The organism is Ferriphaselus sp. R-1 (assembly GCF_000746095.1).
In the GTDB taxonomy this organism is placed as follows: Bacteria; Pseudomonadota; Gammaproteobacteria; order Burkholderiales; family Gallionellaceae; genus Ferriphaselus.
Genome location: NZ_JQKP01000002.1, coordinates 21,914 through 45,554, shown reverse-complemented (window position 1 = coordinate 45,554; position 23,641 = coordinate 21,914). Strand labels below are relative to the sequence as shown.

At 61.0% G+C, this 23,641-nt stretch carries 18 protein-coding genes, 1 other RNA gene and 1 riboswitch; of the genes, 10 read left to right on the top strand and 9 right to left on the bottom strand.

Annotated elements, in window-relative coordinates; genetic code table 11:
- The first annotated feature begins 94 nt into the window (after positions 1-94).
- Positions 95-670, top strand: coding sequence for an antirestriction protein ArdA (locus DM08_RS02685; protein WP_035383106.1), 576 nt, complete (start codon positions 95-97; stop codon positions 668-670).
- On the opposite strand, the gene DM08_RS02680 is transcribed toward DM08_RS02685, so the two are convergent.
- From DM08_RS02680 to DM08_RS02655, 5 genes are all read right to left on the bottom strand, one after another.
- On the bottom strand, positions 667-1,854 hold the full coding sequence (locus DM08_RS02680; RefSeq protein WP_035383105.1) for a tyrosine-type recombinase/integrase: 1,188 nt from the start codon (positions 1,852-1,854) through the stop codon (positions 667-669). The genes DM08_RS02685 and DM08_RS02680 overlap by 4 nt on opposite strands.
- Before the next feature lie 194 nt (positions 1,855-2,048).
- Positions 2,049-3,002: a lipoyl synthase gene (gene lipA / locus DM08_RS02670; protein WP_035383104.1), complete on the bottom strand. Its 954-nt coding sequence runs from the start codon at positions 3,000-3,002 to the stop codon at positions 2,049-2,051.
- Positions 2,992-3,624, bottom strand: a complete 633-nt coding sequence (gene lipB / locus DM08_RS02665) for a lipoyl(octanoyl) transferase LipB (RefSeq protein WP_035383103.1) — start codon at positions 3,622-3,624, stop codon at positions 2,992-2,994. The genes lipA and lipB overlap by 11 nt, the downstream gene beginning before the upstream one ends.
- Positions 3,621-3,890, bottom strand: coding sequence for a YbeD family protein (locus DM08_RS02660; protein ID WP_035383102.1), 270 nt, complete (start codon positions 3,888-3,890; stop codon positions 3,621-3,623). The genes lipB and DM08_RS02660 overlap by 4 nt, the downstream gene beginning before the upstream one ends.
- Entirely contained in the window at positions 3,887-4,306 is a 420-nt protein-coding gene (locus tag DM08_RS02655; protein ID WP_035383101.1) for an OsmC family protein, read from the bottom strand. The genes DM08_RS02660 and DM08_RS02655 overlap by 4 nt, the downstream gene beginning before the upstream one ends.
- Positions 4,307-4,393: 87 nt before the next feature.
- Here DM08_RS02655 and DM08_RS02650 point away from each other — a divergent pair, with 87 nt between their 5' ends.
- From DM08_RS02650 to DM08_RS02635, 4 genes are all read left to right on the top strand, one after another.
- Positions 4,394-6,337, top strand: coding sequence for a transglycosylase SLT domain-containing protein (locus DM08_RS02650; RefSeq protein WP_035383382.1), 1,944 nt, complete (start codon positions 4,394-4,396; stop codon positions 6,335-6,337).
- Positions 6,327-7,553 carry a multifunctional CCA addition/repair protein gene (locus DM08_RS02645; RefSeq protein ID WP_035383100.1) on the top strand — a complete coding sequence of 409 codons (1,227 nt, stop codon included), beginning with the start codon at positions 6,327-6,329 and terminating at the stop codon, positions 7,551-7,553. The genes DM08_RS02650 and DM08_RS02645 overlap by 11 nt, the downstream gene beginning before the upstream one ends.
- Before the next feature lie 2 nt (positions 7,554-7,555).
- On the top strand, positions 7,556-8,329 hold the full coding sequence (locus DM08_RS02640) for a TatD family hydrolase (RefSeq protein WP_035383099.1): 774 nt from the start codon (positions 7,556-7,558) through the stop codon (positions 8,327-8,329).
- A 67-nt stretch (positions 8,330-8,396) separates the two neighbouring features.
- Entirely contained in the window at positions 8,397-11,084 is a 2,688-nt protein-coding gene (locus tag DM08_RS02635; protein WP_051937750.1) for a putative bifunctional diguanylate cyclase/phosphodiesterase, read from the top strand.
- 4 nt (positions 11,085-11,088) lie between these two features.
- On the opposite strand, the gene DM08_RS02630 is transcribed toward DM08_RS02635, so the two are convergent.
- The 4 genes from DM08_RS02630 to DM08_RS02615 form a co-directional block, all read right to left on the bottom strand.
- Positions 11,089-14,940, bottom strand: a complete 3,852-nt coding sequence (locus DM08_RS02630) for a DUF3683 domain-containing protein (RefSeq protein WP_051937749.1) — start codon at positions 14,938-14,940, stop codon at positions 11,089-11,091.
- Between the two features lie 87 nt (positions 14,941-15,027).
- A complete protein-coding gene (fliB, locus tag DM08_RS02625; protein ID WP_035383097.1) occupies positions 15,028-16,290 on the bottom strand; it encodes a flagellin lysine-N-methylase in 1,263 nt (420 codons plus the stop codon).
- Positions 16,291-16,333: 43 nt separating this feature from the next.
- Positions 16,334-18,082: a lipid A export permease/ATP-binding protein MsbA gene (gene msbA, locus DM08_RS02620; RefSeq protein ID WP_035383096.1), complete on the bottom strand. Its 1,749-nt coding sequence runs from the start codon at positions 18,080-18,082 to the stop codon at positions 16,334-16,336.
- Between the two features lie 73 nt (positions 18,083-18,155).
- On the bottom strand, positions 18,156-20,225 hold the full coding sequence (locus tag DM08_RS02615; protein ID WP_035383095.1) for a TonB-dependent receptor: 2,070 nt from the start codon (positions 20,223-20,225) through the stop codon (positions 18,156-18,158).
- 111 nt (positions 20,226-20,336) lie between these two features.
- A riboswitch (cobalamin riboswitch) is annotated at positions 20,337-20,524 on the bottom strand.
- An 88-nt stretch (positions 20,525-20,612) separates the two neighbouring features.
- On the opposite strand from DM08_RS02615, the gene DM08_RS02610 reads away from it, so the two are divergent.
- From DM08_RS02610 to groL, 5 genes are all read left to right on the top strand, one after another.
- Positions 20,613-20,810 carry a hypothetical protein gene (locus tag DM08_RS02610; protein WP_035383094.1) on the top strand — a complete coding sequence of 66 codons (198 nt, stop codon included), beginning with the start codon at positions 20,613-20,615 and terminating at the stop codon, positions 20,808-20,810.
- Complete coding sequence (locus DM08_RS02605) at positions 20,807-21,121, top strand: cell division protein ZapA (RefSeq protein ID WP_035383093.1); 315 nt, start codon at positions 20,807-20,809, stop codon at positions 21,119-21,121. The genes DM08_RS02610 and DM08_RS02605 overlap by 4 nt, the downstream gene beginning before the upstream one ends.
- A 22-nt stretch (positions 21,122-21,143) precedes the next feature.
- Positions 21,144-21,322, top strand: a non-coding RNA gene (gene ssrS, locus DM08_RS12465) — 6S RNA.
- 269 nt (positions 21,323-21,591) lie between these two features.
- Positions 21,592-21,882 (top strand): co-chaperone GroES, encoded by a 291-nt coding sequence (locus DM08_RS02600; RefSeq protein WP_035383092.1) that lies wholly within the window; start codon positions 21,592-21,594, stop codon positions 21,880-21,882.
- 33 nt (positions 21,883-21,915) lie between these two features.
- Positions 21,916-23,562 (top strand): chaperonin GroEL, encoded by a 1,647-nt coding sequence (groL, locus tag DM08_RS02595; RefSeq protein ID WP_035383091.1) that lies wholly within the window; start codon positions 21,916-21,918, stop codon positions 23,560-23,562.
- Positions 23,563-23,641 lie beyond the last annotated feature (79 nt).

Genomic DNA, 23,641 nt, shown 5'->3' with positions numbered 1-23,641 from the left:
CTCTTCGGGCTTTCCCGTCTGTCCTTGCTTTTGTCAGTTGCGCGTTGCGACGCGGCTCCAAAAAGCATGTTCAACAACGACGAAAGGAAAAGTCATGATCGCTCTCAACGCCACCCATCAAACCAAGCAGACATTCAACCCCGACGCTCACCAAAAAGCATATCCTGAGTTCTACGCCCAACCATACAACCTCGATGCCAGAGGATTCTACTTCACGACAACCGAGGAGTTTGAAACCCTGTCCAGCCAGTGCGTCGATGCCTACGGCTTGCCGGTGGAGGAGTTCGAGATTCAATTCATTGACGGCACCAGCGCAGAGGCTGATCTGTTCCGTGCTTGCAGTGTGAACCAAGCAAACTTGGGGCAGTTTCTGGCCTTACTTGACGAAACCGACGACCATCAATTGCCTGCCTTGGCTTACCTGTGCGATCTGGGCTATTCGATGGAGCAGGCGATGAACAGCATGGACGACGTGACGATCTTTCACGGAAACCTGAGCGATGCAGCAGAGGAACTCTTCGACGAGTGCTACCTGCACCAGATTCCTGAGCACCTGCACGCTTATATCGACTATGACTGCTTTGCGAATGACTGCCAAATATCGGGCGATATGGTGGAGTTCGAGTTTGGTGGTGAAACCTACACCATCACCAATGCTGCGGTACTTTAGTTCTGGGCCACCTCCGTGGGCTCCTTTGTGGGGTTGGCTTTATTGAGGTAGCCCCCAGCCTCCGCAATATCCTTGTGCGTTGCTCTGAAATAATGATCAATCAGGACTTGGATGTTGCGGTGGCCTGTAATCTTGGACAGCGCCATGATGTTTCCATTGAATCGACCGAGTGCTTCCTTAACGACGAAGGTTGCTCGAAAATCGTGCAGGCGTAGGTCGGCAATTTCGGGACGAGGGTTGTCAACATTCTTGGCAACTCGTGCTCGTGCTTTGATGTATGCCCGAGTAATCGCATCGGGGGTAATGGCGCTATCCTTGTCGACCTTGGGACTATTGGATGTTGTCAAAAACACAAATCCCTTCTTGCGCCCTCCGATAATTTTGCTCAATACGTTGACAGTGTTGGCGTCGAGAGGGATTTTCCTGTCATCACGGTTTTTCGTGTCCCGAAAAGTTAGGTGTGGGACATCGGGCTCATTTAGGTTGATGTCCTCAATGCGAAGTCTAACCAGTTCGGATCGCCTACATCCAAGCATGAGGTAGAGAACCAAGGCATCTTTGAGCGTCTTGCTTTCCGTGTTGGAGAGCAGAAGTTGGATTTCTTCCTCTGTGGCGATGCGACTACGGCGAGTAAGATCGCCTCTTTTGAATCTCAGCCTGCTGACAAGGATGTGGTTGACGATCCAGGTTGCTCCATTGGGCACTTCCTGTTTGAGGCGTTCAATGATGACACTGAAGCATCCAAGGTATGAATTGATTGAGCTTGGGCTGTATCCGTCCTCTATCAAGGCTTCCTTCCATTCCTTGAAGTCTTTTGCCGTGAGCTTTTTTAGTGGGGTGTCGAGCAAGTGATCTGCATCATCCAGTCCCGCCAGTATCTGGTTAATCAGATTCTTCGTGTTGGAGGCCGATTTCTGTCTTTGCAGATCTTTTGAGGTCAGATACACCTGGAAGTGTGGACGTAACGTAAGCTTGGAGGATTCGGCTGTGCCCACGCCAAAATCAGTGATGTGTTCCAATTCCTCATCTCGCCATTTTTTGAGTCGAGTGAGTGCGCGATCATAGGATTTCGTACTTGCTGGGACAAATTGCTCATATTGCAGGTATTCTTTCCCGTGCTTTCTGAATCTGCACCGCAATGTGTTGGGGTTGAACAGGTCAATGTTCGTTTCGATTTTAGCCATTTTCAGGTTGCCTTGGTTAAAATGTTGGTTTTGTGAAGCCGTTTAAACCTGAATATATGATATATTGCAGTTGGTTAGGAAATCAAGGGATTATGTTTCGTAATCAGTAGGTCGGGTGTTCGATTCACCTCATCAGCACCAAAAAGCCAAGGGCTGCCAGATCCGGCAGCCCTTTCTCATTCCTGCTTGCAGGCTTAGTCTTGGATGTCTACCCCGGCCTGGGCGGCTTGTTCGTCGGCGAAGTAGCTGCTGCGTACCATCGGGCCGCAGGCGGCGTGGGAGAAGCCCATGTCCAGCGCGGCGTTCTCGAACATTTTGAAGGAATCGGGCGTGACGTAGCGCAGCACCGGCAGGTGGCCGTCGGAGGGTTGCAGGTATTGGCCCAGGGTGAGCATTTCGACATCGTGGGCGCGCAGGTCGCGCATCACTTGCAGCACTTCTTCGTCGGTCTCGCCCAAGCCCAGCATCAGGCCAGATTTGGTGGTGACGTGCGGGAAGCGCGCTTTGAACTCCTTGAGCAATTTGAGCGAGTGCGCGTAGTCGGCACCGGGACGCGCTAGGGTGTACAAGCGCGGCACGGTCTCCAGATTGTGGTTGAGCACGTCGGGCAGGCTGCGCGCCATCTCGTCCAGCGCCACGTCGAGGCGGCCACGGAAGTCCGGCACCAGCGTCTCCAGCCGCGTCTGGGGCGAACTGGCGCGGATGGCGGTCAGACAGTCGGAGAAGTGCCCGGCACCACCGTCGCGCAGATCGTCACGATCCACGCTGGTGATGACTACGTAACGCAGCTTGAGCAGACCAATGGACTGCGCCAGACTGGCCGGTTCGTTAACGTCTGGCGGCAGCGGTTTGCCATGCGCCACGTCGCAGAACGGACAGCGGCGGGTGCACACGTCGCCCAGGATCATGAAGGTGGCCGTGCCTTTGCCAAAGCATTCCCCGATGTTGGGGCAAGAGGCCTCCTCGCACACCGTGTGCAGCTTGTGCTCGCGCAACATGCGCTTCACTTCGTGGTAACCCGCGCCGCTGCCGGATTTGACGCGTATCCACTCCGGTTTGCGCAGACGCTGCTGCAAGGGGACGATCTTGATCGGGTTGCGCGCGGTCTTGGCGGCGCCGGTCTGTTTGTGCGGTTTTTCAGTGCTCATGTTTGCTTTCCAGATGGTGTTGCAAGCGCGCGGTCAACTGCTGCGCCAGAAGTTGTTCAAGTTCTGCCAGCGGCGTGGCGATGCCATGCTCGCGGGCTTGGGTCACGCGCAATCCGGCGTAACCGCAGGGGTTGATGAAGCTGAACGGAGACAGGTCCATCTCCACGTTAAAGGCTAGACCGTGGTAACAGCAGCCGTTCCTGATCTTCAGCCCGAGCGAGGCGATTTTGGCAGCGCCGACGTACACGCCGGGCGCATCCTCGCGCCCCGCCGCCGTTACACTGTGTTGCGCCAGCACGGCGATCACGCTGTCTTCCATCAGCCGCACCAGCTCACGCACGTTGATCTTCCAGCGGCGCAGGTCGAGCAGCAGGTAGGCCACGATCTGGCCGGGGCCGTGGTAGGTCACCTGCCCGCCCCGGTCGATCTGCACCACCGGGATGGCGGTCGGGTTGAGCAGGTGTTCCGGCTTACCCGCCTGCCCCTGAGTAAAGGTGGGCGGATGCTGCACCATCCACAACTCGTCCGGCGTATCCGCCGTGCGCTCGGCGGTGAAGCCCTGCATCGCGCGCCAGGTCGGCTCGTATTCGACCAAGCCGAGTGATTTGACGATCAACGTCACAGCGCCATCTTCACCATCGGATGCGAGGTGAGTTCGCGGTACAACGCGTCGAGCTGTTCGCGCGATTCGGCCCGGAAGGTGCAGGTCAGGCTGAGGTATTTCGCACCGCTGCTGCTGCGCATCTCGATGGTCGCCGCATCGAACTCGGGCGCATGGCGCTGCACGACTTCGGCGATGGCCTGGGCGAAGCCGGGCTGAGCGTGGCCGAACACCTTGAGCGGGAAGTCGCAGGGGAATTCGAACAGGGTGTCTTGCGGTGCGCTCATGGGGCCTCAGCGATCTCGAAATCGTGGCTCATCGCGGCGGTCGCCCCTAGCATGATGCTGGCCGAGCAGTATTTCTCTGCCGACAGCTTGATGGCGCGCTCGACCACGTCCGGCTTGAGTGCGCGGCCCGTGACGACGAAGTGCATGTGGATGCGGGTGAACACCTTGGGGTCGGTCTCGGCGCGGTCGGCCTCGATCTGAACTTCGCAATCGATCACCTGCTGGCGCGATTTCTTCAGGATGGCGATCACGTCGAACGAGGTACAGCCGCCCGCGCCCAGCAGCAGCATCTCCATTGGGCGCGGGCCGAGGTTGCGCCCGCCCGCCGCCGGAGCGCCGTCCATCAGCACCGCATGCCCACTCTCGGTCTCGCCCAGAAAGGAGACCTGCTCCACCCATTTGACGCGTGCTTTCATGCTCTATCCTTGGTAAATTCGGTTCGGCGGATTCTAACCGATAGGCGTGTGATATGCTTCCCGCCGTTGATGTGGTTGCCCTTGCCGATGAGATTTTTCCTGCTTGCCCTGTTGCTGTCCCCTGTACTTGTCCACGCCAACGAGGAGTCGGATTTCCTCGCTGCGCGCGACGCGTTCCGTTCCGGCAACAAGGTCAGGCTGGAGCAGCTGGCCGAGAAACTCTCCCGCTCAGCCATGGAGCCTTACGTCGCGTACTACCGTTTGCGACTGAACCTGACCACCTCCGATCCCTCCGACATCCAGGCTTTCCTCGCCCGCCCCGCCGATACGCCGGTGGTCGACAAACTACGCGGAGAATGGCTGCGCCAGCTCGGCAAGACGCAGCAATGGAGCACCTTCCTGGCCGAATTCCCGCGCCTGCAAACGCAGGAGACCGATCTGAGCTGCTACGCCCTGCAAGCCCGCGCCCAACTCCAGCCGACCCAGGCGCAGGCCGACGAGGTGCTGCGTGAGGTGCGCCCGCTGTGGCTGGTCGGGCGCGAGCAGCCGGAAAGCTGTACGCCGCTGTTCGAGGCCGCTCTGGCGCGCAACCTGCTCGGCGAACAGGATGTCTGGCTGCGCCTGCGGCTGGCGTTGGAAGCGGGCAACGTCACGCTGGCCAAACGCCTGTCGGCGCAACTGCCGAGCCGTTTGCAGATCGCGCCCGCCATGCTGGACAGCGCTGCCAGCAATCCCGAGCGCTATCTGGAGCACGCCGGGCTGGATCAGCCGAACGAGGCGCAACGCCTCGCGGCGCAGTTCGCCGTACTGCGTCTGGCCAAGCAATCGCCGCCGCAGGCCCATGCCCGCTGGCAGAGCATCGCCGCCCATTTTCCCGAGGATGAGCGCGCCTATGTCAGCGGCTGGCTGGCTTACGAAGCTGCGATGAAGCTGGATGCGCATGCGCTGGACTGGTACCGGGCGGCGGGCAATGCGCCGCTGAACGAAGCGCAGCGGGAATGGCGGGTGCGTGCCGCCCTGCGTGCGAAGAACTGGCGGGAAGTGGCCAACGCCATCGCCCAGCTCACGCCCGCCCAGCAGCAGGAAGCGCCGTGGCGCTACTGGAAGGGCCGTGCGCTCAAGGAGCAGGGCAAAGTCACCGAGGCTAACAAGCTGTTCATCGATCTGGCGCGTGAGTTCAACTTCTACGGCCAGATGGCGAGTGAGGAGTTGGGCGCGGTGATTGCGACGGAAAGCAAGGCCGACAGCTTCAAGCCCGGCAAAGCCGAGCTGGAGGCGGTTGGCAAGCTGCCCGGCATCCAGCGCGCGCTGCTGCTGTATCGGCTGGACATGCGTGTCGAGGCGGCCAAGGAGTGGTCGCTGACCTTGCGCAGCCTGAACGATCGCCAGCTGATCACCGCTGCCGAGATCGCCCGCCGCAACGAGATGTATGACCGTGCCATCAGCGCCGCCGACCGTACCGTGGCGACGCACGATTTCAACCTGCGCTACCTGGCGCCGTACCGCGAGGAGTTGCAAAGCCATCTGCGCGACAACGGGCTGGAGGAGGCCTGGGTCTACGGCCTGATGCGGCAGGAGAGTCGCTTCGTGACGCAGGCTAAATCCAATGTAGGCGCGGCGGGACTGATGCAGATCATGCCTGCCACCGCCAAGTGGGTGGCGAAGAAGCTCGGCCTGAAATCCTACAAGCAGTCGCTCATCCACCAGATGGAGACCAACCTCAAGCTGGGCACCTATTACATGAAGACCGTGCTCGACTGGTTCGACGGCAGCCCGGTGCTGGCCTCGGCGGCCTACAACGCCGGTCCGGGGCGGGCGCGCCGTTGGCGCGGCGAGGTGCCGCTGGAAGGCGCGATCTACGCCGAGACCATTCCGTTCAACGAGACGCGCGACTACGTGAAGAAGGTGATGAGCAACACCGTGTATTACGCGGCCCAGTTCGGCCAGCCGGGTGTCTCGCTCAAGCAACGGCTGGGCGTGATCGCGCCCAAGAGCGAGGCCAACCAGACCCCCATCCCCGATGAAAAATAAGCCGGAAACCTACTGTGTCGGCGGTGCGGTGCGCGACCGTCTGCTCGGCCTGCCGGTGCAGGACAGGGATTGGGTGGTGGTGGGCAGCACGCCGGAAGCGATGGAAGCGCAAGGTTTCCAGCCGGTCGGCAAGGATTTCCCCGTCTTCCTGCACCCCCAGACCCACGAGGAGTACGCGCTGGCGCGCACCGAGCGCAAGACGGCGCGCGGCTACAAAGGCTTCACGGTACACGCCGCGCCCGACGTGACGCTGGAGCAGGACTTGCTGCGCCGCGACTTCACCGTCAACGCCATCGCTGAAGCACCCGACGGCACGCTGATCGACCCTTACGGCGGGCAGGCCGACCTCGCCGCAGGCATCCTGCGCCACGTCAGCGCCGCCTTTGCCGAAGACCCGGTGCGCATCCTGCGCGGCGCGCGCTTCGCCGCCCGGTTCGGTTTCAGCTTCGCGCCCGAGACCTTAGCGCTGATGCGCGAGATGGTTGAAAACGGCGAGGTGGATGCGCTAGTGCCGGAGCGCGTCTGGCAGGAGTTGGCGCGCGGCCTGATGGGCAGTAAACCGTCGCGCTTCATCACTACCCTGCGCGAGTGCGGCGCATTGAAGAAAATCCTGCCCGAGGTGGATGCGTTGTTCGGCGTGCCGCAGCCGCCGCAACACCATCCCGAGATCGACTGCGGCATCCACGTTATGTTGGTGCTGGACGACACCGCCCGCCACGGCTATCCGCTGGAAGTGCGCTACGCCGCGCTCGGCCACGATCTGGGCAAGGGCAACACGCCGTCCGACATCCTGCCGCGCCACATCGGCCACGAGCTGCGCAGCGTGGACTTGCTGAAGGCCGTGAGCGAGCGCTTGCGCGCCCCGGCCGATTGCCGCGATCTGGCGCGGCTGGTGGCGCGCTACCACGGCGACATCCATCGCGCCAAACAGCTGCGCGCCGACACCGTGGTGCGCCTGTTCGACAGTTGCGACGGCTGGCGCAAGCCGGAGCGTTTCACGCAGATCCTGCAAGCCTGCCAGAGTGACGCGCGTGGCCGCACTGGTCACGAACAGGACGACTATCCGCAAGCCGCCTATCTGGAGCAGCTGCTGGCCGCCGCCCGTGCGGTGGATGCCGGAGCCATCGCCCGTGAATGCGGCGATCCGGCGCGCATCCCAGATCTGATCCGGCTGGCGCGCATCGCAGCGGTGGAGCGCGCCTCGGCGGCTGCCTAGCCATGTTCATCGACACCCACTGCCACCTCGATGCGGCGGAGTTCGGCGCAGACCAGGCCGAGTTGGTGGAAGCCGCCCAGCGAGCCGGGGTCAGTCGGATCGTCGTGCCCTCGGTCGAGCGCGCCAACTTCGCCACCGTACAGGCCTTGTGCGCACAGCATCTCGGCTGTGCCCCGGCCTTCGGCATCCATCCCATGTATGTGGAGCGCGCCGTGCCGGACGACCTGACCGTGCTACGCGACTATCTAGCCTTGCCGCAGACCGTGGCGGTAGGCGAGATCGGGCTGGATTTTTTTGTGGAGCATTATGATCGGGCACGGCAGGAATTCTACTTTGTCGAGCAGCTAAAGCTGGCGCGGGAATTCGACTTGCCGGTGCTGCTGCATCTGCGTCGCGCCCAGGACATCGTGCTGAAACACCTGCGCCAGCACCCGGTGCGTGGCGGCATCGCCCATGCTTTCAACGGCAGCCGCCAGCAGGCGGACCAGTTCATCAAGCTAGGCTTCAAGCTGGGTTTCGGCGGAGCGATGACTCACCCGCGAGCCCTGCGCCTGCGCGAACTGGCGGCGACGTTGCCGCTGGAAGCCATCGTGCTGGAGACCGACGCGCCCGACATCCCGCCGGTGTTCCTAGCACGCGGCCAGCCCAACAAGCCGGAGTATCTGCCGCGCATCGCGGCGACCCTGGCCGAGTTGCGCGGGGTGTCGCTCGCTCAACTGGCACAAGCCACCTCGCAGAACGCAGCGGCCATCCTCCCTGGCCTGTTTCACCCCTGATTCCTGCGCCCGCAGCGACAGAGAAGTCGTAGAATGGCGGTGATTTGACTTGACTCGATTCGTCACCATGAAACGGTCCTTACCCAATCTGCAACCTTTTGCGCAGTCCTGCGCCGGGGAAGATCGCCACCTGAAGTACAAGGTCACTTTCCTCAATAGCGTGTTCCTGATGGCTGCGCTGGTGGCGTTCGGCATGGGCTTCTATCGCTGGCAGATCAGTCCGCTGATGGGGTGCATAGACTTCGGGTTCGCTGCGGTCAGTTTCGTGGCACTGCATTACCTCAAGCATCACCGCGACAAGGTCGAACTGATCAGCAACTTCGCCATCGCTTCCAGCTTCCTGCTGTTCCTTGCCATCTATCTGCTGGCTCCCTACAACGTGATGCGGTTGTCGCTGTTCTTCCTGCTTTCCGCTGCGACCTTCTACCTGAAAGGCCGTGTGATCGGTCTGCGCTGGCTGTATGTCATTTTATCCGCCATCGTGGCGGCTCATTTTTTGACCGGCTTCCAGACCGGCTACTCTCATGTCGATATCTTCACCACATGTGTGTATCTGATCGCCTTGTACTTCATCTTCTGGAATTACGAGACCGTCAAGGAGGAGCAGCGCCAGCGCGAGCAGGAATATGAGTTGGAGCGACAGGTCGGTGAGCGTTGGCGGCTGGCGCTGGAGAGCGCGGGCGATGCCATCTGGGATTGGAACCTGCAAACCCATCATCTGCTGTATTCCCGCAGCTATACCGAGATGTTGGGTTATAGCGAGGAGGAGTTGGGGCATGATTCCTCAGTGATCGAGAGGTTGATGCATCCCGACGACAAGTTTGCCGCCCGCCATCGTCTCAGCGCCACGCTCAAAGGCATGAGCAACGACAGGTTCGTCTCCGAAGCGCGTCTGCGCTGCAAGGACGGCAGCTATCGCTGGATACTCTGCCGTGGACAGATACGGGAGCGCGATGCCCAGGGGCGTGCGCTGCGCATGGTCGGCACCAGCATAGATACGACCGAGCGCAAACTGGCGGAGCAGGAGCTGCAGTTTTCACGTCAGGAGCTAGAAGTTGAGCGCCAGTTATTCCAGAGCATTCTGGATAACGCGCCGTTGGGTATTTGGATGCTGGAGGCGGATGGCCGCGCGCGTTTCGTGAATAAGGGCTACTGTCAGGCCGTTGGTATTTCCGAGCAAGAGTTCCTCTCGGCACGTCATTATTCCCAGGTTATGCCACCGTCCACCATCCCGAGTTGCATGAAATCCGACGAGGAGTGTTTTGCTCAGGATGGCCCTCATCTCTCTCGTGAATGGGTCCCTTTTGTGGATGGTCGCGACCACTTGCTGGAAGTCACCAAGGTACGCTTGTCCAATAAGGATGGCAGTATCCGTGGCTTGATCGGCATCGCAGCGGATGTGACTGAGCGTAACGAGCACGAAAAGCAACTCGAACACATCGCTCACTATGACTCATTGACCGGAGTGCCCAATCGGGTGCTGCTGGCCGACCGGTTGTCGCAAGCCTTGGCGCGTACCAAGCGTGAGAAGGGCCTGATGGCGGTGTGTTACCTCGATCTGGATGGGTTCAAGCCGGTCAACGACACCTTTGGGCATGAGATGGGCGATCATGTGCTGGTCGAGATCACGCGCCGTATCAAGGAAGTGATCCGTGAGGATGACACGGTCGCCCGCTTGGGGGGCGACGAGTTCGTGGTGTTGCTGGTCGGGCTGGAGGTGCCGGAGGAGTGCGCGGGCAGCCTGAATCGCCTGCTGGACCGGATCAACCAGCCTATCGACATCCTGGGCAAACAATTGCACATCAGCGCCAGCATCGGCGTATCGCTCTATCCGGAGGATGAGCAGGATGCCGATACGCTGCTGCGCCATGCCGACCAGGCCATGTACATCGCCAAGCAGTCGGGCAGGAATCGCTATCATCTGTTCGATCCCACCAACGACCTGCGCGCCCGCTCGCATCACGAATTGCTGCAGCAGATCAGGCATGGTCTGAGGCACGATGAGTTCGAGTTGTACTATCAACCCAAGGTCGAGATGGCAACGGGTCGCCTGGTTGGTGCCGAGGCGCTGATACGCTGGCACCATCCGACCCGGGGCTTCCTGCTGCCGGTCGACTTCCTCCACGTGATAGAGAACACCGAGTTGGAGATCGAGCTGGGGGACTGGGTCTTTGCCCATGCCTTCCAGCAATTGCAGCGCTGGCGGCGAGCTGGCCAGACCTTGGAGGTCAGCATCAATGCCTCGGCCTATCACCTGCAATCCGCTGGTTTCGTACCCAAGCTGCAAATGCTGATGGATGGGTGCTGTGACCAGCCCTGCCATCGTTGCGTGCAGATCGAGGTGCTGGAGACGGCGGCGCTGGACGATATCGGCCAGGTCAGTGCCATCATCAAATCATGTCGGGAGTTCGGCGTGGGTTTCGCCCTGGACGACTTCGGCACGGGCTATTCATCGCTCACCTATTTGAGCAATCTGGACGTGGACACGCTCAAGATCGATCAGTCGTTCGTGCTGGGGATGTTGGTGGACAAGGGCGACCAGGCTATCGTGCAGGGCATCATCGCGTTGGCCAAAGCCTTCGAACGGGGCATCGTGGCCGAGGGAGTGGAGAGCGACGAGCACTACCGCGCCCTGTTGCAGCTGGGCTGCGAGGTCGGGCAGGGTTTCGGCATCGCCCGCCCCATGCCGGCGGCAGACTTGATCGAGTGGAGCAAACACTGGTCACCCAGCAAAGCGGCAACCGGGACGGTTTGACCGGCTAGAGCAGCACCCGCTCGATGCCGCCGTTGTTGGCCTTGGCGACGTAATCGGCCAGCCAGTTCTCACCCAGCAGATGCTTGGCCATCTCGACCACGATGTAATCCGCCGTGGTGCCCGAGTCCTCGTTGTAGCGCGACAAACCTTGCTGGCAGGACGGGCAGGAGGTCAGTATCTTGACCTCACCGGCAAAGCCATCGGCACGCAGTGCATCCGCCCCCTTGCGCATTTCTTCTTCCTTGCGGAAACGGATCTGCGTCGAGATGTCCGGGCGGCTCGCCGCCAAGGTGCCCGACTCGCCGCAGCAGCGCTCGTTTTGCGCGACAGGCACGCCCATCAATTCGTTCACCACCTTCATCGGCGCGTGCGTCTTCATCGGCGAGTGGCAGGGGTCGTGGTACATGTAGCGCGTCCCTTGCACGCCTTCCAGTTTCACGCCCTTTTCGAGCAGATATTCATGGATGTCGAGCAAGCGGCAGCCGGGGAATATCTTGTCGAACTGGTACTTCAGCAGCTGATCCATACAGGTGCCGCAGGACACGACCACGGTCTTGATGTCGAGGTAGTTGAGCGTGTTGGCGACGCGATGGAACAGCACGCGGTTGTCGGTGGTGATCTGGTTGCCCTTGTCGGCAAAGCCGGAGGCAGTCTGCGGATAGCCGCAGCACAGGTAGCCGGGCGGCAGCACGGTGATCGCGCCGGTCTCGTACAGCATCGCCTGCGTCGCCAGCCCGACCTGACCGAACAGGCGCTCGGAGCCGCAGCCGGGGAAGTAGAACACCGCTTCGGAGTCCTCGTTGACCTTGTGCGGGTTGCGGATCACCGGCACCACGGTCTGATCCTCGATGTCCAGCAGCGCACGCGAAGTCTTCTTCGGCAGATTGCCCGGCATCGGCTTGTTGATGAAGTGGATCACCTGCGCCTTGACCGGCGCGCGCCCCAGCGTGGCGGGCGGATGTGCCACTTGCTCGCGGATCAGGCCGAAGTGCTTGCCGAGCTGATAGCCCAGCCGCTGCGCCTTGTACGACCACTCAATCATCACCTTGCGCACCAGCTTGATGGTGGCCGGGTCGGTCGCATTGAGGAAAGCCATCGAGGCGGCACTGCCGGGATTGAACTTCTTCTTGCCCTGCTTGCGCAGGAAGTTACGCATGGCGATGGACACGTCGCCGAAGTCGATGTTGACCGGACAAGGGTTCGCGCACTTGTGGCACACCGTGCAGTGGTCGGCCACATCGTTGAACTCGTCGAAATGGGCCAGCGAGATGCCGCGCCGGGTCTGCTCTTCGTACAAAAAGGCTTCGATCAGCAAGGACGTGCCGAGAATCTTGTTGCGCGGCGAATACAGCAGGTTGGCGCGCGGGATGTGGGTGTTGCACACCGGCTTGCACTTGCCGCAGCGCAGGCAGTCCTTGATCGAGTCGGCGATCTCGCCCAACTCGCTTTTTTCCAGGATCAGGCTTTCCAGCTCCATCAGGTTGAAGCTGGGGGTGTAGGCGCGTTCGAGGTTGCTGCCGGTGAGCAGCTTGCCCTTGTTGAACCGGCCTTCGGGATCGACGCGGCGCTTGTATTCCGCGAAGGGAGTCAGCTCTTCCGGCTCCAGATAGTCGAACTTGGTGATGCCGATGCCGTGCTCGCCCGAGATCACGCCGCCCAAGTCTTTCGCCAACTGCATGATGCGATCCACCGCGCCGTTGGCCTGTTGCAGCATGGCGTAATCGTCGGAGTTGACCGGGATATTGGTATGCACGTTGCCGTCGCCGGCGTGCATGTGCAGCGCCACAAACACGCGGCTCTTCAGCACGGTCTGATGGATAGCGTTGCACTTTTCCAGAATCGTCTGGAACGTGCGGCCACTGAAGGTGTGACGCAACTCTTCGCGCACTTCGGCCTTCCACGAGGCGCGGATGCTGTGATCTTGCAAAGTGTGGAAGACAGTCGGGTTAGTGTCCGGAGACGTAAGACGTAAGTTGGGAGTTGCTGTTTGCTCGGGACTTACGTCTTCCGACTTACGACTGGGTTCATCCAGATTTTCCAACAGCCACTGCCAGCGCTGGCGCACCTTGGCCAGCAGTTCGCGCGCTTGCTGCGGACGGTTGCCCAGCAATTCGGTGTCACCCAGTTGCGCGTCGTCCTGATAGAACAGCGGCAGCTCGCCCGCGAAGAACTCGTCCAGCGCATCCAGCAGTTTCAGCTTGTTGGCCAGCGACAGTTCGATGTTGATGCGCTCCACGCCGTCGCAGTAATCGCCCATGCGCGGCAGCGGAATGACCACGTCTTCGTTGATCTTGAACGCGTTGGTATGTTTGGCGATGGCGGCGGTGCGGGCGCGATCCAGCCAGAACTTCTTGCGTGCTTCGGCGGCGACGGCGATGAAGCCTTCGCCGTGACGCAGGTTGGCCAGGCGCACGATCTCGGATGCGGCTTCACCCGCCGCGCGTTCGTCGTCGCTCACCACATCGGCGATCAGCACCATCTTGGGCCGCGTGCCGCGCCGCGATTTGGTGGCATAGCCCACGGCTTTCAGGTAGCGCTCGTCCAGATGTTCCAGCCCGGCCAGCAGCACCGGCTTGTCGCCACGGTTGTCCAGCAAGGTGGTGATCTCGACGATGGCGGGCACGGCTTCGCGCACTTGGCCGAAGAATTCCAGGCACACGGTGCGGGTGTGCGTATGCGCCCGATGCAAAATGAAGCGCGCCGAGGTGATGATGCCGTCGCAGCCTTCCTTCTGGATGCCGGGCAGGCCGGACAGGAACTTGTCGGTCACATCCTTGCCGAGGCCGCTCTTGCGGAACTTCCCGCCGGGAATCTCCAGAATCTCCGGCGCGCCGTGCGGGGTTTTGCCGTCCGCCTCGAAATAGCTCAGGCGGAAGCGTGCCAGTTCCACGTCGTGGATCTTGCCCAGGTTGTGGTCAAGGCGCTCGACTTCCAGCCACAAGCCGTCCGGCGTGACCATTTTCCACGAAGCCAGATTGTCCAGCGCCGTGCCCCACAGCACGGCCTTTTTGCCGCCTGCGTTCATCGCCACATTGCCGCCTATGCAGGAGGCATCCGCCGACGTCGGATCGACCGCGAACACCAGGTCGTTGGCTTCTGCCGCTTCCATCACGCGCCGCGTCACCACGCCTGCGCCGCAATGGATGGTGGCGTAAGGTTGGGTCAGGCCGGGCAACACGCGCGATTCGACGGCGGAGATCGCGTCCAGCTTCTCGGTGTTGATGACGGCGGAAAGCTTGGTCAGCGGCACTGCGCCGCCGGTGTAGCCGGTGCCGCCGCCGCGCGGGATCAGCGTCAGACCGAGTTCGATACAGCTGCGCACCAGCGGCGCGACCTCGGCTTCTGTATCTGGCGTGAGCACCACGAAGGGATATTCCACGCGCCAGTCCGTCGCGTCGGTGACGTGCGAGACACGTGCCAGTCCGTCGAAGGCGATGTTGTCGCGGCGGGTGTGCTTGCCGAGTGCGCGCAAGGCACGGCGGCGCAACTCCAGCGTCTGCCTGAACTCGGCGGCGAATTCATCCACGGCCTGGTTGGCCAGTTGCAGCAGGCGCGCCACGATCTCGTTACTCTGGCGACGCGACTCGATCTCGTTCAGCCGGTGGCGCAAAGCACCGACCAGCGCACTGCGCCGATCCGGATTGCCGAGCAGGTCGTCTTGCAGATAGGGATTGCGAGTCACCACCCAGATGTCGCCCAACACCTCGTACAACATGCGCGCCGAGCGGCCCGTGCGGCGCTCCTGGCGCAGCCCGTTGATGATGTCCCACGCCTCATCGCCGAGCAGGCGGATGACGATCTCGCGGTCGGAGAACGAGGTGTAGTTGTAGGGGATTTCGCGCAGTCGGGCGGTCATGCGAGGGTCAGGATACAGGGCAAGGCGCGCATTCTACCGCAAGGTGGCGATTTGCTCGACCCCGCCGCCGCCAAGGATATGTGCGACTTACGCTTCCTTGAGCAGCCACATCACATCCACGAACTTGCCTTGCCCTGTCGCCCCAATGGCGAGCAATAGCTTTTCCAGATAGGCCGGATTGTGATTGGTCTTGCGAGCGAAGGACTGCAGCAGCTGTACCACGCGCTCATCGCTCAGGCCTTGTTCATGCGCAGCCATGCCGACCAGCAAGACCTGGACGATGGCGAGGTTGCACACCAACTCGCGGTACAGATCGAGGTAGTTGCCGATAGCAAAGGGAAACAGGCGCGTTAGCACCTGATTCACCAGATAGTTTTCCAGAATGTAGCCCTTGTCCTGAAAGTACGGTGCGTAATACTGGCGGTAAGCGGCGGAGTAACGCCCCAGCAGGTCAGCGTCAGCCACCGGCTTTTCAGTTTCTCCGGCCAGCAAACCGCTGGAAGCGGCAATCAGACATTCGCGCATGCGCGGCGTAGCGCGCTCGGCCAGGAATTGCACCAGCACGTTGCCGATGGTCTGGATCTTGCGCGCCAGATCGCCGTTGATCTGAGCGAACTGCGCCTCGACATTGGCGGGATTGGACACGAAGTGGCTGTAGCCCTGAAGCACCGGCAGCAGCTCCGAGGCTTGTTTGAATTTGGCCGAAGACGTGACCTTGTCCACATCTTCCAGCAGGAAACCCAATACCATCAGCCGCGCGCCTAGCGATAGCTCGCGGAACTGCAACAGGCCGATGACCAAGCCGCGCAGGTCGTTGAGGATGGCCATTTGCGCCGGATCACCATTGCTCTGCTGCGGAAAACGGCGGGAAATGAAACCACGCCGTTCCAGGTCAGGGTCGACAGCGATCAGCTCGAAGCCTATGGGCTCGGGGTGCAACAGCACTTTGCGCGCCGCTTCGGGGCAAGAGATACCGAGTGAGTACTCTAGCTGTCCGCCGAACAGATTGACGTAGCGTGGATAGGTGGCGCAAGTATCAGACAGCGTCTCGCCGCCCAAATGGCGATGTATTGAGCACAAGTTATCCGCCTGCAAAAACGAGCAGCGCCCATCCTCTGAACACTTCATGGCCGCCGCATTCTCCTTGGTGCGGGTCTGCGCGTCCTGATTCTCGATCAGCGCCTCACGGAACATCGGTGTCAGCACCTCGTGTTGGCACGCTTGATAGCGGCGCAAACTCACTTCATCCACCGAGATTTTCCAGCCGATACAGCACGACTCCTCACACTCTCCCCCAATGCAGTGGAATTCCTGGTAGTAGTCAGGCACCAGCGCTTGCTTCCGTTTCATGGCAACGACTCCCAAAGTATGGTCTGCTGCGGTGGTCCGCAGCTTATTGCGCAGTGCGCGTTTCGGAGAACTGGATACGGTGCAGTTGCGCATAGACACCGTTGTGCGCCAGCAATTCGCGGTGCGTGCCGACTTCCACGATCTCGCCTTTCTGCATCACCACGATGCGATCGGCGTTCTCGATGGTGGACAGGCGGTGGGCGATCACCAGCGAAGTGCGGCCCTGCATCAGCGTTTCCAGCGCCGCTTGGACATGGCGCTCGGATTCCGAGTCCAGCGCCGAAGTGGCCTCGTCCAGAATCAGGATGGGCGCGTTCTTGAGGATAGCGCGGGCGATGGCGATGCGCTGACGCTGACCGCCGGACAGGCGCACGCCCTTCTCGCCGACCAGCGTATTCAATCCTTGCGGCATCTCGCGGATGAATTCCATCGCATGGGCGGCCACCGCCGCCGCGACGATCTCGGCCTCCGGCACTTCGCGCATCTGGCCGTAGGCGATGTTAGCCGCGACCGTGTCGTTGAACAGCACCACTTCCTGACTCACCAGCGCGATATTGGCGCGCAAGCTGGCCAGGCTGAGCTCGCTCAGATCGTGGCCGTCCAGCGTGATGCGCCCTGCCGTCGGCGTGTAGAAACGCGGCACCAGATTGGCCAGCGTGCTCTTGCCGCTGCCCGAAGCGCCGACCAGCGCCACAGTCTGCCCCGCCGGGATCGCCAGATTGACATCGCGCAACACCTTCTTGGCGTCATCAGCCTGATAGGAGAAATCCAGATGCTCGAACGCCAGGTCGCCGCGCGCGCGTCCCATTGCCACCGTACCCTGATCGACCTCGCTGGGCGTATCGAGCAGTTCGAACACCGACTCCGCCGCCGCCAGCCCGCGCTGCATGTATTCGCTCACCGCCGTGATGCGCTTGATCGGCGCGGTCAGCATCAGCATGGCGGCGACGAATGACAGGAAACCGCCGACCGTGGTCTGGTCGGAGCGCGATTGTTCGATGACCAGATAGATGACGATGGACAAGGCCACGGCGGCCACCATCTGCACGATGGGCACGTTGGCTGCCGACGCTGCCGTCTGACGCATGGTGTGGCGGCGCAGGCCGTTGGAATGCTCGAAGAAGCGGTGGCTCTCGTAGCTTTGTCCGCCGAACAGCTTCACCACTTTATGCGCCGTCACGCTCTCCTCTATGGTCTGCGTGATGTCGCCCATGGCCTGTTGCGAATCGCGGCTGGCACTGCGCAGCCGACGGCTGATGGTAGTGATGATGAGGGCGATCACCGGCGCCATCACCAGCGACAGCAGCGTGAGCTTCCAGTTGAGATAGAACAGCCAGCCGAGCAGGCCGACGACGATGATGGAATCGCGGATGGTGATGGTCACCACGCTGGTCGCCGCTGCCGTGACCTGGGTCACATCGAACGTCAGCTTGGAGATCAGATTGCCGGTGGCGTGATCGTCGTAATAGCGCGTGGGCAGGGACAACAGCTTGGCGAACATCTGCTCGCGCAGATCCATCACCACCTTGTTGCCGATCCAGCCGATGGCGTAAGTGCCCACGAACGAGGCCGCGCCGCGCACGAAGAAGATCACCAGGATGAACACGGGCGTGAGCCGGATCACCGTGTCGTCCTTGTGCACGAAGGTGCCGTCCAGCATAGGCTTGAGCAGGGCAGGCAACAGCGGCTCGGTCGCCGCCGCCACCATCATGCCGAGTATGGAGAGCGCGAACACGCGCCAGTAAGGTTTGACGTAGCCGAGAAGACGGCGATAGAGCTGACTGCTGGTCATGGAATTCATGGCGCGCACTGTAGCAGAAAAGCAAAAGGGCGGCACCGCCGCCCTCGTGCACAGTCACACCTGTTTAGAGCTGGTAACCAAGCCCCACAAACACAGTCCTTCCCGGCAACGTATATGCGTTGAACTTGCCCGGTGTGAACTGGCTGCTGACAGCATAGTTGTAATACTTGCGGTCGAACAGGTTGTTCACGGAGGCGCTCAGTTGCAAGCCACCCACTTGATGCACCAGCTTGAGGTCGACCAGAGTGTACGCCGGGATCTTCATGCCCAAGGTATTGGCCTCGTCGTTCTCCATGAATTGCGTACCGACATGGCTCACCGCCGTATTTAGGCGGGTCTGTGCGCTCATCGCCCACGATGCGGTCAGATTCGCCTTTTGGCTGGCCACCAGCGGCACATGCTTGCCAGCGATGCTGACGTTGGTCTGGGTGAACGCGCTGCCCGGCCACACGCCGGAGATGAAGCGTGCGTCGGTGTAGCCGTAAGTCGCATTCAGTGTCAGTGGTTGCAACACTTGCCACTTGCCCTCCAGCTCTATGCCCTGACGGCGTGACGGCGGCAGATTGGTATTGCCCACGCCTGTGCTGAACGGATCGAGATGGATCTCATCCCTGACTTCGTTGCTGAACACGGTGGCGCGCCAGCTCGCCGACGAGACGCGCTGCCCCAACCCGAATTCGAACCCATCCACCGTTTGCGGGCGCAGGAACTGGAACTGGTTGGTGAAAGCCGGGCCGGATTCGTAGATCTCGTCCACGTTGGCGAAGCGGAAGCTGCGCCCAGCCCTGCCGTGGATGGATAGTCCCGTATCGAACTGGTGGCGCAATCCAAGCTCATAGGCATTCTTCGCGGCAGAGAACGAGCCTGCGGGAGCCGCCGAGCCTAAGAATGCGCCGGGCGCAGCGGCGTTGTAGATGTCCGTGCCGTTCATGCCCAGCCGCTCCTTGCGGAACCCGGCCAGCAGCGTGGTCGCAGTGGTCAGGTGGGTGGTGTTCTGCAGATACCAGGCATCGTTGCTCTGGGTCATGCCGATGCGATTGATCGGCTGGGCGATGTTGGCTGCCGCGTTCGAGATGCGCTGGGCGTAATCCCAACGCTGCACATCCACGCCGACCACCAGTGAGCTGTCGCCGCCCAGCTGGTGCGGGATGCGCACACGCGGGGTGAACGAGTTCACCGCAAGATCGCCATCGCGATAGGTCGGGAATCCGCCTTGGTCAAAATACGACTTCTGATTCTTGGTGCGACGTGCCACACCTAGATTGAGGTCAGCCCCGGACAGACTGTGCTGCCACTCCAGCGCCACCTGGTTGCCATCGCGGCTGGCGTAATCCAGCGGCGTGGCCGCGCCGCGCGGGTCGGTCGTCACCTGGTCGATGCCCAGCGCGGGCTGGACAGTGCGAGCGCCCGGCAGACGGATGGTTTGTTGGTCCATGCCCAGCTTGAGCGCCAGTTCACCCGCCTCGGTCAACCAGCGGGCGGTGGCTTGCGCATTGGCCTGGTCGTTGCTGTTATTCGCTCGATAGCCGCCCGAATGCAGCTTGCTGGCGGTGACATCCACTCCGACATCGCCGGAGAAATAGCCACCGCTGGCTTGTAGCTCATTGGTGTCATAGCTGCCGCCACGCACGCTGACCTGACCGCTGCCGCCCACTTTAGTCGGCATGCGGGTGATGATGTTGATCACCCCGCTGCTGGCTCCGTCGCCATACAACACGGCGCCGCTGCCACGTACGATTTCGATGCGTTCGATGGCGGCGAACGGGATCGCCGCCCATTGCACACCGGACAGGTCGGGATCGGTGATGCGTCGTCCATCCAGCAGGATCAAGGTGTTCTGCCCCGCCGTCGCACCGAAACCGCGCATGTCCACCGTGGACGAGGCCGCGTTGTTGCCGAAGAGGTCGCGCATGGCGATACCCGCTTGCTCGGCGAGCAACTCCGGCAGGGTGCGCGCGCTGCTTTGCTGGATGTCGTCGCGGCTGATGATAGAGACATTGATCGGTTTATCCGTCGCCGCATCCCTGAAGCGCGTAGCCGTAACTACGATCTCGTCCAATGCTTGCCCGGGTTCGGCGTGCGCCAAGGGAGAGGCCGCACATAGCAGTGCAGCCAAAAGTCGATTATGTTGCATGATGATTTCCTGAGTAAGTTCCAAGCGTCCCCGTTGAAACGGTTGATTACAGGAAAGCGGGGCGAACGAAGGGTGGGCGGTGTGGCGCTGCCGTCCCTGCGCCACCCGCGCATTCCTGACCTACTCTCGGGCCGGTATCCGGGCTCGCAGAAAGAGTCATCGCCTTCCCGTGATGAATCCACAGTGGCATGAGGATGACTCCACACCTGCTTACCGTTGCGGGGGCAGCACAGGCATCGCACCTGTTTCCCGTTTAACCGGACGATAGCTCGTCCGGCACCCGAAAGCGCGCGCATTCTACCAGCAAGTTGCGCCGCTCCCGGGTCGCCCGCAAAAACTTTCGTTACCGTTTGACGTGGCGGAATCCCTTAAACTATAGTTCGCCCCATGCAAAACGAATTCAACGCGCTGGAGCAAAAATTGGGTCAGTTGGTGCAGCTGGCCTCGCGCCTGCGCTCCGAGAATCACCAGCTACGCCAGGAGTTGGCCGCCGCCCTGAGCCAGAATCGCCAATACAGTGACAAAATCGAGGGCGTTTCCGGTCGGCTGGAGAATCTGCTGAGCCAACTGCCGGAAGAAGCATGAGCGACAACACGATGAAGACACTGGAAGTCACTCTGCTTGACCGCGATTTTCGCGTCGCCTGCCCGGAAGACGACGAGGCCGATTTGCTTGCGGCCGTCACCTACTTGGACAAGAAGATGCGCGAGATCCAGGCCGCTGGCAAGACTGCTTCGATGGAGCGCATTGCGGTGATGGCCGCACTGAACATTGCCCATGAACTGCTCAAAACCCGCGTCGGTGCAGGGTTTGACCTCGGAGAGTTTAAGCGTAGAATGCAGGCCATGCAGGCGACGGTGGATTCCGCTCTGGCTGAACAGGATGCCCTGTTCTAGTTGTTGAAACACAGATCAAGTTTGTCCCCTGCGGTGTTTGTCAGGCTCATAATTCTTTGAACCAATAAGCGCTGCTTAAGGTTGTGACCCACCAAGTTACTGTTGTGAACGTCCCGCGTCGGACGATCCTGATGTAACCGGGAAACGACCATCTTGAACCCAGGTTCAAGACATTGAGCCAACGGCACAGGCGGGGGCTTTATTCCGGGCACGGCCCGAGAGAGATGCGACTTCGGTCGCATTTTTCTTTTCCGCAGAGCAGCTTCCCCTGTGTTTGGAGTGCCGAGGCCCGTGGTTCGGCGGGTTCCGGTTTCCCGCGTGCCCCGGCCTGGCTGGGGCGACCTCTGCAAATTCTTTTCATTGCGCTCTTGAAATCGACCATGTCATCCCCATCATTGGCAGTCGCCGGGCGAGAGTGCTAAACTCCGCGCCCGCTTTCAATTCAACTCATTGTTTCAGGAGAACCAAGCATGAAAATTCGTCCTTTGAGCGACCGCGTGATCGTCAAGCGTATGGAAGAAGACGTGAAGACCGCTTCCGGCATCGTGCTGGCCAGCACCGCCGTTGAAAAACCTGACACGGGTGAAGTCGTTGCTGTCGGCAACGGCAAGGTCGGTGACGACGGCAAGCTGCGCGTCATGAGCGTGAAGGTCGGCGACAAGGTGCTGTTCGGCAAGTATTCCGGCCAGACCTTCAAGTTGGACGGTCAGGAATTCCTGACCATGCGCGAAGACGACATCATCGGCGTCGTCGAAGCCTAATCCCCAATTTATCGAATTCTCAGGAGAAACAACATGGCAGCAAAAGACGTAAAGTTCCACGACGCAGCCCGTGCCAAGATGGTGACGGGTGTCAACATTCTGGCTGATGCAGTCAAAGTGACACTGGGCCCCAAGGGCCGTAACGTGGTGCTGGATCGCTCCTACGGTTCCCCCACCGTGACCAAGGACGGCGTGTCCGTCGCCAAGGAGATCGAACTGAAGGACAAGTTCGAGAACATGGGCGCGCAAATGGTGAAGGAAGTGGCTTCGAAGACTTCCGACGTGGCCGGTGACGGTACAACAACCGCGACTGTGCTGGCGCAATCCATCGTGATGGAAGGCATGAAGTTCGTGGCCGCCGGGATGAACCCGATGGACCTGAAGCGCGGCATCGACAAGGCCGTGATCGCCACCATCGAAGAACTGAAGAAGATCTCCAAGCCTTGCTCCACCACCAAGGAGATCGCTCAGGTCGGCTCCATCTCCGCCAACTCTGACGCAGCCATCGGCGACATCATCGCCGCTGCGATGGAAAAGGTCGGCAAGGAAGGCGTAATCACCGTGGAAGACGGCAAGTCGTTGCAGAACGAACTGGACGTGGTCGAAGGTATGCAGTTCGACCGTGGCTACCTGTCGCCCTACTTCATCAACAATCAGGACAAGCAGATCGCTGCGATGGACAACCCGTTCATCCTGTTGCACGACAAGAAGATCTCCAACATCCGCGACCTGCTGCCCGTGCTGGAAGGCGTGGCCAAGGCAGGCCGTCCGCTGCTGATCATCGCTGAAGATGTGGAAGGCGAAGCGCTGGCCACTCTGGTGGTGAACAACATCCGTGGCATCCTGAAGACCGTCGCCGTCAAGGCGCCCGGCTTTGGCGACCGTCGCAAGGCCATGCTGGAAGACATCGCCATCCTGACCGGCGGCACGGTGATCGCTGAAGAAGTCGGCCTGACGCTGGAAAAGACTACGCTGGCCGAACTGGGCCAGGCCAAGCGCATCGAAGTGGGCAAGGACAACACCACCATCATCGACGGCGCAGGCTCCGAAGACGCGATCAAGGGTCGTCTGCTCACCATCAACAAGCAACTGGAAGAGACCACCAGCGACTACGACAAGGAAAAGCTGCAAGAGCGCAAGGCCAAGCTGGCTGGCGGCGTGGCCGTGATCAAGGTCGGTGCAGCCACCGAAGTCGAAATGAAGGAAAAGCGTGACCGCGTGGATGACGCGCTGCATGCCACCCGCGCTGCGGTGGAAGAGGGCATCGTCCCTGGCGGCGGCGTGGCTCTGTTGCGTGCCAAGGCAGCCGTGGCTGGCCTGAAGGGCGACAACCACGACCAGGACGCAGGCATCACCATCGTGCTGCGCGCGATGGAAGCTCCGCTGCGCGCCATCGTCGCCAACGCGGGCGACGAGCCATCGGTGGTGGTGAACCAAGTGCTGGGCGGCTCGGGCAGCTATGGCTACAACGCAGCCAGCAGCGTCTATGGCGACATGCTCGAAATGGGCGTGGTCGATCCGACCAAGGTGACCCGCACTGCGCTGCAGAACGCGGCTTCCATCGCCGGCTTGATGCTGACGACGGCTTGCATGGTGGCCGAGTTGCCGGAAGACAAACCGGCTGCTGGCGGCATGGGCGGCGACATGGGCGGCATGGGTGGAATGGGCGGCATGATGTAACTCGTCCCACGACGCGTCGCTGTAAAACAAAACCCCGCTTCGGCGGGGTTTTGTTTTTAATCCTACTTAACCACACTTC